The organism is Burkholderia sp. THE68, assembly GCF_009938265.1.
Lineage (GTDB): Bacteria > Pseudomonadota > Gammaproteobacteria > Burkholderiales > Burkholderiaceae > Caballeronia.
In genome coordinates, this window is sequence record NZ_AP022319.1 from 367,847 (window position 1) to 383,096 (window position 15,250).

General features: G+C 64.4%; 11 protein-coding genes. 2 read left to right on the forward strand and 9 right to left on the reverse strand.

The window, feature by feature from the left end:
• Window positions 1–5: 5 nt before the first annotated feature.
• The 7 genes from BTHE68_RS30445 to BTHE68_RS30475 all read right to left on the reverse strand — a co-directional run bounded on the left by BTHE68_RS30445 (window position 6) and on the right by BTHE68_RS30475 (window position 10,323).
• Entirely contained in the window at window positions 6–677 is a 672-nt protein-coding gene (locus BTHE68_RS30445; protein ID WP_162070018.1) for a hypothetical protein, read from the reverse strand.
• A gap of 12 nt (window positions 678–689) precedes the next feature.
• A complete protein-coding gene (locus tag BTHE68_RS30450) occupies window positions 690–1,685 on the reverse strand; it encodes a 2-hydroxyacid dehydrogenase (protein WP_162070019.1) in 996 nt (331 codons plus the stop codon).
• A 44-nt stretch (window positions 1,686–1,729) separates the two neighbouring features.
• On the reverse strand, window positions 1,730–3,319 hold the full coding sequence (locus tag BTHE68_RS30455) for an aspartate:alanine exchanger family transporter (RefSeq protein ID WP_162070020.1): 1,590 nt from the start codon (window positions 3,317–3,319) through the stop codon (window positions 1,730–1,732).
• Between the two features lie 84 nt (window positions 3,320–3,403).
• Window positions 3,404–5,500 carry a glycogen debranching protein GlgX gene (glgX, locus tag BTHE68_RS30460; RefSeq protein ID WP_502710628.1) on the reverse strand — a complete coding sequence of 699 codons (2,097 nt, stop codon included), beginning with the start codon at window positions 5,498–5,500 and terminating at the stop codon, window positions 3,404–3,406.
• Window positions 5,484–7,982, reverse strand: a complete 2,499-nt coding sequence (locus BTHE68_RS30465; RefSeq protein ID WP_162070022.1) for a glycogen/starch/alpha-glucan phosphorylase — start codon at window positions 7,980–7,982, stop codon at window positions 5,484–5,486. Before BTHE68_RS30465 ends, glgX begins: the two co-directional genes overlap by 17 nt.
• Window positions 7,983–8,088: 106 nt before the next feature.
• Complete coding sequence (locus BTHE68_RS30470; RefSeq protein ID WP_162070023.1) at window positions 8,089–9,339, reverse strand: Zn-dependent hydrolase; 1,251 nt, start codon at window positions 9,337–9,339, stop codon at window positions 8,089–8,091.
• A gap of 33 nt (window positions 9,340–9,372) precedes the next feature.
• Window positions 9,373–10,323 (reverse strand): GlxA family transcriptional regulator, encoded by a 951-nt coding sequence (locus BTHE68_RS30475; protein WP_162070024.1) that lies wholly within the window; start codon window positions 10,321–10,323, stop codon window positions 9,373–9,375.
• Window positions 10,324–10,429: 106 nt separating this feature from the next.
• On the opposite strand from BTHE68_RS30475, the gene BTHE68_RS30480 reads away from it, so the two are divergent.
• Entirely contained in the window at window positions 10,430–11,224 is a 795-nt protein-coding gene (locus BTHE68_RS30480; protein ID WP_162070025.1) for an SDR family NAD(P)-dependent oxidoreductase, read from the forward strand.
• 4 nt (window positions 11,225–11,228) lie between these two features.
• Here the strand turns inward: BTHE68_RS30480 and BTHE68_RS30485 are convergent, their stop codons facing one another.
• Both BTHE68_RS30485 and garD read right to left on the reverse strand, forming a co-directional pair.
• Window positions 11,229–12,395 carry an MFS transporter gene (locus BTHE68_RS30485; protein ID WP_162070026.1) on the reverse strand — a complete coding sequence of 389 codons (1,167 nt, stop codon included), beginning with the start codon at window positions 12,393–12,395 and terminating at the stop codon, window positions 11,229–11,231.
• Window positions 12,396–12,494: 99 nt separating this feature from the next.
• Complete coding sequence (gene garD, locus BTHE68_RS30490) at window positions 12,495–14,087, reverse strand: galactarate dehydratase (RefSeq protein WP_162070027.1); 1,593 nt, start codon at window positions 14,085–14,087, stop codon at window positions 12,495–12,497.
• A gap of 202 nt (window positions 14,088–14,289) precedes the next feature.
• Here garD and kdgD point away from each other — a divergent pair, with 202 nt between their 5' ends.
• The gene (kdgD, locus tag BTHE68_RS30495) at window positions 14,290–15,207 is read left to right on the forward strand and encodes a 5-dehydro-4-deoxyglucarate dehydratase (RefSeq protein WP_162070028.1); all 918 of its coding nucleotides are present in this window, start codon (window positions 14,290–14,292) and stop codon (window positions 15,205–15,207) included.
• Window positions 15,208–15,250 lie beyond the last annotated feature (43 nt).

The following is a 15,250-nucleotide window of genomic DNA, read 5'->3' on the forward strand; positions in this document are numbered from 1 at the left end:
TTTAATTACCCGCCCAGGGCGATGATCGCCATCGTCAGGAGCACGCCCAGCGCCATCATCGAAAGGCCTGCTTTCCAGCCGCTCCAGCCCGCATAGCCGCCCAGCGCGAAGCCGCAGAAGAACAGCATCGCAAGCGTCAGCACCCGCGATATCAGCAGCGCGGTCGGCACGTGTCTGACGAGGACAAAAGGCGCGGCGACAGGAAACGTGGAAAGCACGATGATGATGAAGATGCCCAGTGCCGCGAGAAAGTCGCCGCGCATGAAACGCGCGCGTTCGGGCAGGCTCGTGCTCGCGGCGATGCGCTTGCGGATGGCTTCGAGATCGGCGTCGGAGACGAACGGGTCGAGCGCCGTGGATAGGCGCTCGCGCAAGGCGCGCACGCCCGCCGCCGCGTCGCGCTCACGCTGGATGGAAAGCGCGAGCGCGTGCCTGCGCGCGCGGTCCGCGATCGTGCGGACGAGATACATGACGGCATCGGCGAGACCCCACGCGAGATTGCAGCCGAAGGCCGTATAGAGCATCTTGCGGCCCGCGGCGTCGCCGCCTGTCGTCGCCGATACCGTACCGACGAACGTCAGCGCCATGAACAGCCCGAAGCACAGCTCGGACACGCGATCGACCGTGTCGAGCACCGGCTCTCGCGCGCGTTCCTGTGGCGAATCCCCGGCGGCCATCGGCGCGCGCCGCTACGCGACCTTCACTTCATTGACCAAGGGCTGATTCTTCTCGAACGCGGTGATGCTCTGCAATGTGGTCTCGCAGATGGTGGTCAACGCTTCGCGCGTCAGATATGCCTGATGCCCCGTCACGATGACATTGGGAAACGAAACGAGCCGCTGAAAGATGTCGTCGGTGATGATTTCGCTCGACAGGTCGCGAAAGAACAGATCCGCCTCCTGTTCGTAGACATCGATCGCGAGGCCGCCCAACTGGCCGGTCTTCAACGCTTCGATGACGGCTTCCGTGTCGATCAGCGCGCCGCGGCTGGTGTTGACGAGCAACGCGCCGGGCTTCGCCCGCTTGAGCGACTCCGAGTTGATGATGTGATGCGTCTGCGGCGTCAACGGACAGAACAGCGCGACGATGTCCGCGCGCTCGCCGATTTCGCCGGAGGTCGCATAGCGCAGCCCGAGCGCCTCGAACTCCTTCGACGGATAGGGATCGTAGCCGAACACATGACAGCCGAAGCCCTGCATGATCTTCGCGAACACGCAGCCGATCTTGCCGGTGCCGACCACCGCGACCGTCTTGCCGTACAGATCGAAGCCGATCAGGCCGTCGAGCGAGAAGTTCGAATCGCGCGTGCGGTTGTAGGCGCGATGCACCTTGCGATTGATCGCGAGCAGCAGCGCAACCGCATGCTCCGCCACCGAGTTCGGCGAATAGTTGACGACGCGCACCACCTTGATGCCGAGTTTCGCGGCGGCGGCGAGATCGACGTTGTTGAAGCCCGTGCAGCGCAGCGCGACCAGGCGCGTGCCGCCCTTGTGCAGCGCTTCGAGCACCTCGGCATCCGCCTTGTCATTGACAAAGACGCACACCGCGCCATAACCCGCCGCAAGCTCGACGGTATCCATATCGAGCGACATGTCGTGGTACCGGAGCTTGTGGTTCTCGGTCTTGTTCGCCTCGTCGATGTACTGCCGCTCGTAGGGTGTCGAGCTGTAGATCGCCACTTCCATGATGTGCTCCTTCTGACGTTCGATCCGGCATGGTGGGGCAAAGCCTATCCTGCGGCAAGCGATATGGCGATCTGCACGAAAAGCACTTTGACGATGGTCATCGAAGGGAAAATCATCGCGTACATGATGTCGGGCTGATCGGTCGGTGCGATGCGATTGGCGAACGCGAGGATCGCCGGATTGCCGGTCGCGCCGCAAATCACGCCGACCGACGTATCGAACGGCAGGCGGAAAATCCACAGGCAGCAGACGGCGGTCACGGCGACGAGAACCAGCAGCGTGATCACGCCGTAGATCAGCAACAATGGCCCGGCCGAGCCCACGGTCGCGACGAACTTCGGCCCGCATGAAATGCCCACTTGCGCGAGAAAGATCGTCAGGCCGAGATTGCGCAACACGAGATTCGCCGACAGCGGCATCACCCACACGAACGGCCCGTTGCGCCGCGCCTTGCCGAGACACAGCGCCACCAGCAGCAACGCCGCGAGTCCGAGGCTGAACGCGCCGAGGCCGGGCACGGGCAGCGGAATCGCGCCGACCAGCAAGCCCACCGCCGCACCGATGCCGAGGCAGATGAAGCTGAGATCCGCCGTGCCCTTGATCGAATCGCCGAAGAAGGTACGCATGGTCGCCTGATGCGCGCGATTGACGAGCAGGCCGACGCGGTCTCCCGCCTCGAGGATGAGATCGGGCGCCGAGACCATGTCGGCGTCGCCACGGCGCACGTGCGCGATCGCGCAGCTCACGCCATCGGGAAAGCGAATGTCGCCGAGCGCCATGCCGACGACCGCCGGATTCGACGCGAACACACGCATGTAGTCGAGATCCTCGCGATGACTCGCCATGCGCCCCGGCTGCGATTCGCCGCACAGCGCGGTGGCTTCGTCGAGCAGACGCCGGTCGGTGGCGGTGGCGAGCAGCACGTCGTCCGCGCGCAAGGTGAAGTCTGGCGTGGGCAACTGATTGTGATGCGCGCGCCGCACCGCCGCGATCACCACGCCCGACGGAAGCCGGCTCGCGAGCTCCGACAGCTTGAGGCCGAACAGGCTTGCGTTCCTGAGCGCGATCTCCGCCGTTTCGATCAGCTTCGCCGGCGGCTTCTGTATCTTGACCTTGAGCAGGACGTTCAGGAGGTAGATGAACAGAATCGGCCCGGCGACGCCGAACGGATACGAGATGCTGTACGCGACGGCGGCGTCGTTGCTGTTCATCGACGCGATCGCGACCTGCAGGCTCGCCGTGCTGGTGCCGCTGCCGGCGAACATGCCGAGCGAATCGGCGAGCTTGATGCCGAAGTGCATGAAGCCGCACGACACGAGACCCGCGACCACCACGCCAATGCACGCGGCAGCGTTCGCCTTCATCCCCTCGCGGCTGGTGAGCCCGCGAAAGAACTGCGCCCCGTACTGAATGCCGATGCCGTACAGGAACAGCAGCAGCCCCAAAGTGCCCAGCAACGGAGGCGGCGCGGACTTCGGCGCGAATGCACCAATCGCAAGCCCGACGAACAGCACCGCGCCGGAGCCAAGCGCCACGCCCTTTATATTGATCTCGCCGATCAGATAGCCCAGCGCGATCGTCAGAAAGAGCGCAAACAGCGATTGATTCTCGAGGAACGTTCTCACTGCCTCCATGCCGCCTCCTGTAGATGGGCCAACGCAGCAGTACACGGACATTAAAGGCGCTTTACGGCGCACAGTCCAGCACCACCGTGCACATCAATGCTTTTCGAGCACGACGACACTGCGCCCTTCGACGCGGCACTGCCCACGTTCGGTTTGTGCCGTTTCGGCATGCGGCACAATGTCTTGCGGCGATTCGGCGGCCGTATCGACGATTCTGTGCCAGCATCGATCGTCGGACGCGGGAAGCGCGACGTCGCGCGCATCGTCGTGCATATTGAACACGATGTGCAGCATCGGCTCGTCGGGCGTCTGCCCCGCCAGCGTGAACGCGACGAAACGCGCGCCGGGGTCGTGCCATGCGGGCGCGTCGAGGCGTTCGCCGTGCCATGCTACATCCGGATGCGTCTGCCCGTTCGCGGGCCGCCCGGTCAGAAAGCGCCGGCGGCGCAGGCTCGCGTGACGCTTGCGCAGCGCGATCATCTCGCGCACGAAGCGCAGCATATCGAGCGCGTCGCCGGTGAGTTGCCAGTCCATCCACGAGAGGGCGTTGTCCTGACAGAACGCGTTGTTGTTGCCGTGCTGGCTGCGCAGGATCTCGTCGCCGGCGAGCAGCATCGGCACGCCCTGGCTCAGCAACAGTATCGCCATGAGATTGCGCGCCTGCCGACGACGCATGCCGATGATCGCCGGATCGTCCGTCTCGCCTTCCGCGCCGCAATTCCACGACATATTGTCGTTGCTGCCATCGCGGTTGTCCTCGCCGTTCGCCTCGTTGTGCTTGGCGTTGTAGCTGACGAGATCGCTCAACGTGAAGCCGTCGTGACAGGTGACGAAATTGATGCTGTTCGCGGGCAGCCTGCCGTCTTCCTGATACAGATCCGCGCTGCCCGCGATGCACGTGCAGACGTCGCCGACCAGGCCCGGATCGCCGCGCACGAAGCGCCGGACCACATCGCGATAGCGTCCGTTCCATTCGGCCCATGCCATGCCCGGAAACGCGCCGACGTGATAGAGGCCGCTCGCGTCCCACGCTTCGGCGATCAGCGGCACGCGCGCGAGCACCGGCGACGCTTCCATCGCCCACGGCAAGTAAGGCGTGCGCAGCACCTCGCCGTTCTCGCCGCGCGCGAAGACGCTCGCGAGATCGAAGCGAAAGCCATCGACGTCGAGTTCGCGCACCCAGTATTCGAGGCAGCGCATGATGAACGCCGATACCAGCGGATGATTGCAGTTGACGGTATTGCCGCAACCCGTGTAGTCGCGATAATGCCGCGCATCGTTCACATCGACCTGATAGAAGGCTTCGTTGGCGAACACCTTGAAGTGGATCACCGGCCCGTTCCTGCCCGCTTCCGATGTGTGATTGAACACGACATCGAGCAGCACGCGGATGCCCGCCGCATGCAAGGCATCGACGAAGGCACGGAATTCCTGCGGCGCACGCGCCGGCTCGACGCAATAGCGCGGATGCGGACTATAGAAGCTATGCGTGCTGTAGCCCCAGTAGTTGCGCAGCCCGCGCGCGGCGGCGAAGTCGGGAATGTCCTGCTCGTCGAAGGCCATCACCGGGAGCAGTTCGACATGCGTGATGCCGAGCGCCTGCAGATAAGGAATCTTCTCGATGAGCCCCGCGAACGTGCCGGGATGGCGCACGCCGCTCGACGGATGCCGCGTGAAGCCGCCCACGTGCAGTTCGTAGATGATGGCGTCGTCGAGCGTGCGGACTTCGACATCGTCGTCGGGGCGGTCGAGCGGCTCGGTGACGATCGCTCGCAACGACGCGTGACCTGCGGCACCCTCGCCAGCCGCCTGCCTGCGATCATAGAAGCGGTCGCTCACGCCGCGCGCGTTGGGATCGAGCAGTTCCTTGGCTGCCGCGGCCTCGTCGCTCATCTGCGGCACGCCGAGCGGGCCATATGCGCGCCATGTAAAGCAGCAACGCAGCGGAAGACCCTCGACCAGCACATGCCAGAAGAAGAACGTGCGGTTCACGTCGCTCGTGAGTTCGACGATCTGAAACGGCTCGGCGCTTTCCTCGGATGCATAGAGCAGCAGTTCGAGACGCGTCGCATGGCGGCAGAACACGCAGAAATTGACGCCGCCCGGCACGACCTTCGCGCCGAGCGGAAAGCGCGAACCGGGCCGCGTGCGATAGCCGTCGCGACCCTGCGCCTCAGGGCTGAGCAAGATCGATCCTCACGGGATGCGTCTTCCAGATGCGCTCGCAATACTCGGCGATCGCGCGGTCCGACGAGAACTTGCCCGAGCGCGCCGTGTTCATGATCGACATGCGCGTCCATTGCCGCGCGTCGCGCCATGCCTGGCTCACGCGGTCCTGGCACGCGACGTAATCCGCGAAATCGGCGAGCACGAGAAACGGATCGTGTTGCAGCAGGTTATCGAGCAGCGGGCGGAACATCGCCGTGTCGCCGCGCGAGAAGCGCCCTTGCGCGATCTGATCGAGCGCATCGCGCAAGTCATCATGTCCTTGCGCGTATTCAGCGGGCCGATAGCCTGCGTGCTTCAGCTCGTCCACTTGCTGCGCGGTGAGGCCGAACAGAAAGAAGTTTTCCGCGCCCGCTTCCTCGCGTATCTCCACGTTCGCGCCATCCAGCGTGCCGATGGTCAGCGCGCCGTTGATCATGAACTTCATGTTGCCGGTGCCGGACGCTTCCTTGCCCGCTGTCGATATCTGCTCGGAGAGGTCCGCGGCAGGATAGACCCAGTGCCCGTTCTTCACATTGAAGTCCGGATAGAAGACGACTTTCATCCGGCCACGGACCGCCGGATCGTTGTTCACGACTTCCGCGATCCCGTTGATCAGGCGGATGATGAGTTTCGCCATCGCATAGCCCGGCGCGGCCTTTCCGCCGAAGATGAAGCAGCGCGAGGCCGTGTCGAGTTCGGGATTGCGGCACAGCCGTCGATAAAGACTGATGATGTAAAGCGCATTCAGATGCTGCCGCTTGTATTCGTGGATGCGTTTCACCTGGATGTCGAACAGCGCGTCCGGATCGACGTCGATGCCTGTCGTGTTTGTGATGCGCGCAGCGAGCGCCGTCTTGTTGTCGCGCCGGATTGCGCGCCATGCATCGTGAAAGGCGGAGTCGTCGGCGTGGGCGGCCAGCGCATCGAGGCGTGCGAGATCGCTGCGCCATCCATCGCCGATGGTCTTGTCGAGCAGGCGCGCGAGCCCAGGATTGCTCAGCATCAGAAAGCGGCGCGGCGTGACGCCGTTCGTCACGTTGAGGAAATGTTCCGGGAACATCTCCGCGAAATCGTGCAGCACGGTCTGTTTCAGCAAGTCGGAATGCAGCGCCGCTACGCCATTGACCGCATGACTGCCGACCGTCGCGAGATTCGCCATCCGCACTTTTCTGTCGCCGGTTTCGTCGATGAGCGACATGCGTTTGATGCGCGCATCGTCGCCGGGGAATCGGCGGCGCACCTCATCGAGAAAGCGGCGATTGATTTCGTAAATGATCTCCAGCGGGCGCGGCAACAGGCTCTGAAAGAGCGGCAAGCCCCATGTTTCGAGCGCTTCGGGCAACAGCGTGTGATTCGTATAGGCGAGCGTGCGCCGCGTGATGTCCCACGCCGCATCCCACGAAAGCAGACGTTCGTCGATGAGCAGGCGCATCAGCTCCGCCACCGCGACGGACGGATGCGTATCGTTGAGCTGCGCGGCGAAGAGGTCGGCGAATTGGTCGATCGGCGTGCCCTTCGCATCCATCAGGCGCAGCATGTCCTGAAGCGAGCAGGACACGAAGAAATACTGCTGCGCGAGACGCAGACGCTTGCCGGCTTCGGGCTCGTCGTTCGGATAGAGCACTTTCGACAGCGTCTCGGAGACCACCTTTTCCTCGACGGCCTCGTAGTATTCGCCCGCATTGAAGTCCTGAAAGTCGAACGACTCGACCGCTTCGCTCTTCCACAGACGCAGGATGTTGCAGGTATCGACGCGATAACCTTGCATCGGCATATCGCACGCGACGCCTTTCACCTGGCGCGCGGGAATCCAGCGCACGCGCAGCCGGCCTTCGGCGTCCGTGTCGCTTTGCGTGTGGCCGCCGAAGGACACATAGCAACTCACATCGGGCCGCACGATCTCCCACGGATTGCCCTTCTGAAGCCACTTGTCCGTGATTTCCGCCTGCCAGCCGTCGCGGATTTCCTGATCGAAGATGCCGAACTCGTAGCGGATGCCGTAGCCGATGGCGGGTATCTGCAACGTCGCGAGCGAATCCAGATAGCACGCGGCGAGGCGTCCCAGACCGCCGTTGCCGAGGCCCGGCTCTTCTTCCAGCGCGAGCAGGCCGTCGAGATTCTGGCCGAGCGCATGCATTGCTTCGCGCGCTTCGGCTTCCATCTCGAGATTGAGCAGGTTATTGCCGAGTTGCGGACCGATCAGGAATTCCGCCGAAAGATAGCAGGCGACCTTCACGTCCTTCGACTTGTAGCTTTTGGTCGATGCGGCCCAGCGCGCGAGCATGCGATCCCTCACGCTGAAGGCGAGCGCCATGTACCAGTCCTGCTGGGTGGCGATGTCGGGATAACGCGCCTGACGGCAAATGAGATTCCGCACGACGTCATGCTGGAATGCATAGCCGGACACTTCGCTCGCGGCGGCTCTGGCGTTCGCGGCTGCATCGGCTGCAGGAACATCGCTCATGATCGTCCCCCGGTTCGCTTATCGCACTGAGGAAGAATATGTTAGGTGCCGGGGATTACAAGCCGCGCGCGCGGGCGCGTTACAGCGATGGGCCTCGCGCGCCCGACTATTGTTGTCTGCGCAACGATCCGGAACCATTGCGCAGGATGGCCGCCGCCGCACTCGCCGCCACTTCGCAACCCAGCACGATATGCGCCTCGGCCGTGTTCTCGACGAAGTCGTGACTGATTCCGCCGATGCTCGGCACGAACAGCATGCAGGCGGGCACATGATGCGCGATCACCTGCGCATCGTGCGACGCGCCGCTCGGCATGCGCTCCCATTGCCCCGGCGCGAGCGCTTCGGCCGCGTCGGCGAGTTGCGCCTGCAACGCGGTGTCCATCACGACGGGTTCTTCGGGCGGTTCGCTGTCGATCATGGCGACGCTCACCTTGCCTTGCGCGTTGAAGTCGCGAATCAGCGCGGCGAGCGATGTTTCCATCGCGTGCAGACGTTCGGCGCTGGCGTCGCGAAACTGCAGATGCATGGTCGCCGCGCCCGGCACCACGCTGAACGAGCCGGGATCGAGCTCGATGCGTCCGACCGTCCACACGGTATCGGCGTCGGCGAGTGCACGGAACGCTTCGTCCATGCGCGCGATAAACGCGACGAGCGCCGCGCCCGCGTCGCGTCGAATCGCCATGGGCGTGGTGCCCGCGTGGTTGCGCTGGCCCGTGAAACGCAGTTTCATTTCCCGTATGCCGACGATGGTCGTCACCACGCCGATCGACTTGCCGTGCGCTTCCAGACGGCCGCCCTGCTCGATGTGCGGCTCCAGGTACGCCGTGTATCGCGTCCTGTCGAGGCGCACCCGCGGCGCGTCGATGATCCCGGCCTGCCTGAGCGCATCGCCGAGCAGCACGCCTTCGCGATCGCGCGCGCCGCGAATGGCTTCATCGACGTTTTCACCGACGAAACTGCGGCTGCCGAGAAAGCCCGAGAACGTGCCCTCTTCGTCGATCCACGAAGCGACGTCCACGGCGAAATGGCGCGTCTCCTCGCATTCGGCGAGCGCGCGCGCAATCTCCAGACCGTAGATGACGCCGAGCGCGCCGTCGAGCCAGCCGCCGGTCGGCTGGGTATCGGTGTGCGAGCCGATCAGGAGCGCCGGGCCGGCGTTGCGCGAACGGCCGAACACGGTGCCGACGCCATCGATGGTTGCGCTCAGTCCTGCGTCGCTCATGCGGCCCGCGAGCCAGCGACGCGCGTCCATATCGACCGGCGACAGCGACAGGCGCACGACGCCCGGCCCCGTCGCGCCGAATGTGCGCAGATGTTTGAGGTCGTTCAGCAAGCGTTGAGGGTTGATCTTCGGCACAGCGTGTCCTTGTCGTGCGTAAAAAGTATGGGTTCAGGCCAGCGTCCGCGCTTCGCGCCGCACTTCCTGCGGCGGCACGCCGAAGCCGCGCATGAACGCCTCGCGCATGTGACGCCGGTCTCTGAAACCCGTTTCCTGCGCGATCGTTTCGAGCGAATGGCGGCTCTTTTCGATCATCAGGCGCGCCGCCTCCAGCCGCAAGCCTTCGACGGCCTTCGCCGGCGACTGCCCCGTTTCCAGCGTGAACACGCGGCTGAACTGACGCGGGCTCAGATGCGCCTCGCCCGCGAGTTCCTCGACCGTCAATGGCCGGCTCAGATGCTTGCGCGCATAGTTCAGCGCGTTCTGGATGCGGTCCGTCTTCGGCGCGAGATCGAGCATCTCCGAATGCTGCGACTGCCCGCCCGCGCGGCGCTGGTGCATCACGAGCTTGTGCGCGACGGAACGCGCCACGTCCGCGCCGAGGTCCTTCTCGACCATCGCGAGCGCGAGATCGAGTCCGGCCGTCATGCCCGCCGAGGTCCACACCGGACCATCGACGATAAAGATGCGGTCCTCTTCCACACGCACATCCGGAAAGCGCTGCTGCATCTCGCGCGCGTACGCCCAATGCGTGGTCGCGCGGCGGTTCGCGAGCAGGCCCGCTTCCGCCAGCACGAAGCCGCCCGTGCAGACGCCCGCGATGCGCCGCGCGCGCTTGCCGGCCCGGCGACGCAGGAACGCGAGCACATCGGCGGGCGCGGGCGTGGTGAGCGGCGAGTTGACGCCCGCGACGATCCACGTGTCCATCGAGGTGCGCGGGGTGATAGGCCGCGTGTCCACTTTCATGCCGAGCGACGAGCGCACCTCGCCGCCCGTCGTCGAATAGTTTTCGATTCCGTAGAACGCTTCACCCGCAACGACATTCGCATACTCGAACACCGATTGCGACGCCAGCGCCATCACCTGGAAGCCTTCACTCAACAAAAAGCCGACGCGATGCATTTTTCTGTTCCGCTGTCATGTCCTGAATCAGTATCATATACGTCATTTGCGTCACGGTCAAACGGGCTCATCATTCACTCACGCAATTATCGAACGGAGTGAAATCATGACGCAGACTTATCTTGGCACCGCGCTCGTCACGGGCGCATCTTCCGGCATCGGCGCGGTCTATGCGGAGCGTCTCGCGCGCCGCGGCTACGACCTCATTCTCGTCGCTCGCAATCGCGACCGGCTCGCAACGCTCGCCGAGCGCATCACGAACGAGACGCGCCGCAACGTCGAAATTCTCGATGCCGATCTGAACGACCGCCACGCGCTCGCCGCCGTCGAAGCGAAACTGAAGCAGGACGCGAGCATCACGCTGCTGGTCAACAACGCGGGCGTCGGCACGCATACGCCCTTGCTCGACAGCGACGTCGACGCGATGACGCGCATGATCGACCTGAACGTGACCGCGCTCACGCGTCTCACGTACGCGGCGGTGCCGGGCTTCGTTGCGCGCGGCAAGGGTGCGGTCATTAATATCGCGTCGATCGTCGGCATCGCGCCGGAGATTCTCAATGGGGTGTACGGCGGCACCAAGGCGTTCGTGCTCGCGTTCAGTCAATCGTTGCATCGCGAACTGTCGGGCAAGGGCGTGCAGATTCAGGCCGTGCTGCCCGGCGCCACCGCGACCGATTTCTGGGAAACGGGCGGCCTGCCGATGGAAAATCTGGACCAGGCGATCATCATGTCCGCGGGCGATCTGGTCGATGCGGCGCTCGTCGGCTTCGATCGTGGTGAACTCGTGACGATTCCACCGCTGCACGACGGCGCGAAGTGGGACGCGTACGAAGCGGCGCGGCAGGCGATGGCGCCGGAGCTGTCGACCAACACGCCGGCTGCGCGCTACGCGGCTTGAGGCGTTATTTCGAGCGCGGCGCCAGCATGCACATGACGAGCGGGATCACCGCGATCGCGGCGCCTGCAAAGAACGTCGTCGATGCGCCGCTGCGATCCCAGAGCCACCCGGCGACCGTGCTCGACAGCAGCATGCACATGCCGCTCGCGAGATTGAACACGCCGAATGCGGTGCCGCGCAGCGACGGCGGCGCCGCTTCGGCGACCATCGCCGCGAGAATGCCCTGCGTGAAACCCATGTGAAGTCCCCATACCGCGACGCCTGCGAACAGCGTGATCATCGATGCGCCCGCGCCGAGCAGCACATCGGCCGCGATCAGCAAAACGAGGCCGCAGGCGAGCAGAGCGCGCGGATCCCATCGGTCCGACAACACGCCGGCGGGATACGCGCTCAGCGAATACGTAAGGCTCATCATCACCATCACGCCGGGAATCCAGGCGATGTCGAGTCCCGTCTGCTGGGCGCGCAGCACCAGAAACGCCTCGCTGAAACGCGCGAGCGTGAACGTCGCGCCGATGCCGACGACATACCAGTAGCGCCCGGAAAACTCGCGCATCGACCGCCAGTGGAGCGGCGCGCGGAATGCGCCCTGCGCGGGCGTACGTTCCGGTTCGCGAACCCCGAACAGAATAATGACGATGGCGATGAACGCCGGAACTGTCGCGAACCAGAGCACCGCCCGGATGTGATCGGACAGCGCGAGCATCAGCGCGATCGCGAGCAGCGGGCCAGCAAACGCGCCGATCGTGTCCATCGATTGCCGCAGGCCGAAGCAGGCGCCGCGAATGGCTGGCGGCGCGATATCGGCGACGAGCGCATCGCGCGGCGCGCCGCGAATGCCCTTGCCGAAGCGGTCGAGCAGACGCGCCGTCACGACCATCGTGGAAGTATCGGCGAGCGGGAACAGCGGCTTCGTCAATGCGGCGAGGCCGTAGCCGAACAGCAAGAGGCCCTTGCGGCGGCCGAGCCAGTCGCTGAGCGATCCGGAGAAGATCTTCACGATCATCGCGGTCGCTTCGGCTGCGCCCTCCAGCGCGCCGAGCGCGGTGACGCTCATCCCCATGGTCGTGACGAGGTAGATCGGCAGCAGCGCATGCACCAGTTCGGAAGACAGGTCCATGAACAGGCTGACGAAGCCTAGGGCCCAGACGGTGCGGGGGATGGGTGTCATGGGTTCACGCCCGGGCGACGAGTTGGACCGACTCCATCGTGCCAAAAAAATGCCCCGCACGAGGCGAGGCAGTTTTTCCTGCAGCGAGCGCGGTTCGAATCACGTCACCGGCGCCGGATTGAACAGCACGAGCGCGTTATGCAGCTTCAACGCCTCCGCCTTCGTCTGCTTCTTCCCGCTCGCAACATCCAGCATCAGCCGGAACAGCTCCCAGCCCACATCGGCGATGGTCGCTTCGCCCGTCGCGATGGTGCCCGCGTTCACATCCATCAGATCGTGCCAGCGGCGCGCGAGATCCGAGCGCGTCGCGACCTTGAGCACCGGCACTTCGGCGAGACTATAAGGCGTGCCGCGCCCGGTCGTGAACACATGCAGGTTGATGCCCGCCGCGAGTTGCAGCGTGCCGCAGATGAAATCGCTCGCGGGCGTCGACGCGTAGATCAAACCCTTCTGCGTCACCTTCTCGCCCGGCGACAGCACGCCTGAAATGGCCGAGCTGCCCGACTTGACGATGGACCCCATCGCCTTCTCGACGATGTTCGACAGCCCGCCCTTCTTGTTGCCCGGAGTGGTGTTCGCGCTGCGGTCCGCGCCGCCGCGCTTCAGGTAATCGTCGTACCACTGCATCTCGCGGATGATCGCCTGCGCCACGTCGCCGTTCGCCGCGCGCGCCGTGAGTTGCGCGACGCCGTCGCGCACTTCCGTGACTTCCGAGAACATCACCGTCCCGCCCGCGCGCACGATGAGATCCGTCGCGAAGCCGACCGCCGGATTCGCCGTCAGGCCGGAAAACGCGTCGCTGCCGCCGCATTGCACACCGACGACGAGATCCGCCGCCGGACACGTCTCGCGACGGCGATTGTTCAGCCGCTTCAGATGCGTGTCGGCCATCCGCATGATCGAATCGATCATCGAGCCGAAGCCGACATGCGCCTCGTCCTGCAGAACGACTGTGCCGCCGTTGTCGTCGTGGGTGTTGTCGCCGATATCGGCCACGTCTTCCGTCTGCGCGGTTGCCGCCGCGATCGGAATGGTGCCGGGCGGCATCAGGCGCTCGGGCTGAAGCTTCTCGCAGCCGAGACTCACCATCATCACTTCGCCGCCGAAGTTCGGATTCAGCGCGATGTTGCGCACGGTGCGGATCGGCACCATCGCGTCCGGGGCGTCGATCGCCACGCCGCAGCCGTAGGTGTGACCGAGGCTCACGACATCGTCGACATTCGGATACTGCGGCAGCAGTTCCGCCTTGATGCGCGTGACCGCGTGCTGCACCACGTCCGCGACGCACTGCACAGTGGTCGTGATCGCGAGGATGTTGCGCGTGCCGACCGAGCCGTCCGCGTTGCGATAGCCCTCGAACGTGAAGCCGTCCAGCGGCGATTCGTCCGGCGCCTTGATCGTCGCGATGGGCAGGTCGTGCAGTTCCGGCGACGCCGGCATGCGCGTGACGTGCTCGTTCACCCAGCTTCCCTTCGGCAACGCTTTCGTCGCATAGCCGATCACCACGTTGTAGCGCATCACGGCCTCGCCTTCCGCGAGATCCTTCAGCGCGACCTTGTGGCCTTGCGGCACGCGCTCGCGCAGCACGAGGCCATCGGAGAAGGCGGCGCCTTCGCCCAGACCGCCGTCATTGACGACGATCGCGACGTTGTCGTCCGGGTGGACGCGAATATAGAGAGGGGACTGATTCATTCTGACGAATCCTTGAGCGGACACACCGCGCGGCTTGCGGCTGGAGTTATGTCATCCTACAACATAGAGAGTCACAATTGCTTAGTATTTACCCGTATCCGTTGATTCTATTGGCTTAAAACGGTTGTCCGATGTCATCTCATGTTGTACGATGACTTATAAGCTCGGCACCCGCCGGTCGCTGACCAACGAGATATTCACCATGACGACACCGCAAGAACTGAAGCAAATCGTTTCCGAAGGCCTGCTCTCCTTCCCCGTGACGGACTTCGACCAACAAGGCAACTTCCGCGCAGATACCTACGCGGAGCGCCTCGAATGGCTGGCTCCGTACGGTGCTTCAGCGCTGTTCGTCGCGGGCGGCACGGGCGAGTTCTTCTCGCTGACGCAACCCGAATATTCGCAGATCGTGAAGACGGCCACCGAAGTGTGCCGCGGCAAGGTGCCGATCCTCGCGGGCGCCGGCGGCCCGACCCGCACGGCCATCGCGTTCGCGCAGGAAGCCGAGAAGCAAGGCGCGCAAGGCGTGCTGCTGATGCCGCACTATCTGACGGAAGCGTCGCAGGATGGCATCCGCGTGCACGCCGAGGAAGTGTGCAAGGCCGTGCCGAACATGGGCGTGATCATCTATAACCGCGCCAATTCGAAGCTCAACGCCGACATGCTGGAGCAACTGGCAGACAGCTGCCCGAACCTGATCGGCTTCAAGGACGGCGTGGGCGAAATCGAGAACATGGTGACGATCCGCCGCCGTCTCGGCGACCGCTTCTCGTACCTCGGCGGCCTGCCGACGGCCGAAGTCTACGCAGCGGCGTACAAGGCGCTGGGCGTGCCGGTGTACTCGTCGGCGGTGTTCAACTTCATCCCGAAGACGGCGATGGACTTCTACCGCGCAATCGCGGCGGACGACCACGCGACCGTCGGCAAGCTGATCGACGAATTCTTCCTGCCGTACCTGAAGATCCGCAATCGCAAGGCGGGTTATGCCGTGTCGATCGTCAAGGCGGGCGCGAAGCTCGTCGGCCACGATGCGGGTCCGGTGCGCGCGCCGCTGACCGATCTGACGGAAGAAGAGCTCGAACAGCTCGACGCGCTGATCAAGAAGCTCGGCGCGCAGTAAGCAGCATTACGGAAGGAGACAGCGAAGCGTGGGAACGCGTGGC

Coding starts and splice junctions, on each gene's coding strand:
- BTHE68_RS30445 (WP_162070018.1), bottom strand. CDS start 677: ATGGCCGCCGGGGATTCGCCACAGGAACGCGCGCGAGAGCCGGTGCTC.
- BTHE68_RS30450 (WP_162070019.1), bottom strand. CDS start 1,685: ATGGAAGTGGCGATCTACAGCTCGACACCCTACGAGCGGCAGTACATC.
- BTHE68_RS30455 (WP_162070020.1), bottom strand. CDS start 3,319: ATGGAGGCAGTGAGAACGTTCCTCGAGAATCAATCGCTGTTTGCGCTC.
- BTHE68_RS30465 (WP_162070022.1), bottom strand. CDS start 7,982: ATGAGCGATGTTCCTGCAGCCGATGCAGCCGCGAACGCCAGAGCCGCC.
- BTHE68_RS30475 (WP_162070024.1), bottom strand. CDS start 10,323: ATGCATCGCGTCGGCTTTTTGTTGAGTGAAGGCTTCCAGGTGATGGCG.
- BTHE68_RS30480 (WP_162070025.1), top strand. CDS start 10,430: ATGACGCAGACTTATCTTGGCACCGCGCTCGTCACGGGCGCATCTTCC.
- BTHE68_RS30485 (WP_162070026.1), bottom strand. CDS start 12,395: ATGACACCCATCCCCCGCACCGTCTGGGCCCTAGGCTTCGTCAGCCTG.
- garD (WP_162070027.1), bottom strand. CDS start 14,087: ATGAATCAGTCCCCTCTCTATATTCGCGTCCACCCGGACGACAACGTC.
- kdgD (WP_162070028.1), top strand. CDS start 14,290: ATGACGACACCGCAAGAACTGAAGCAAATCGTTTCCGAAGGCCTGCTC.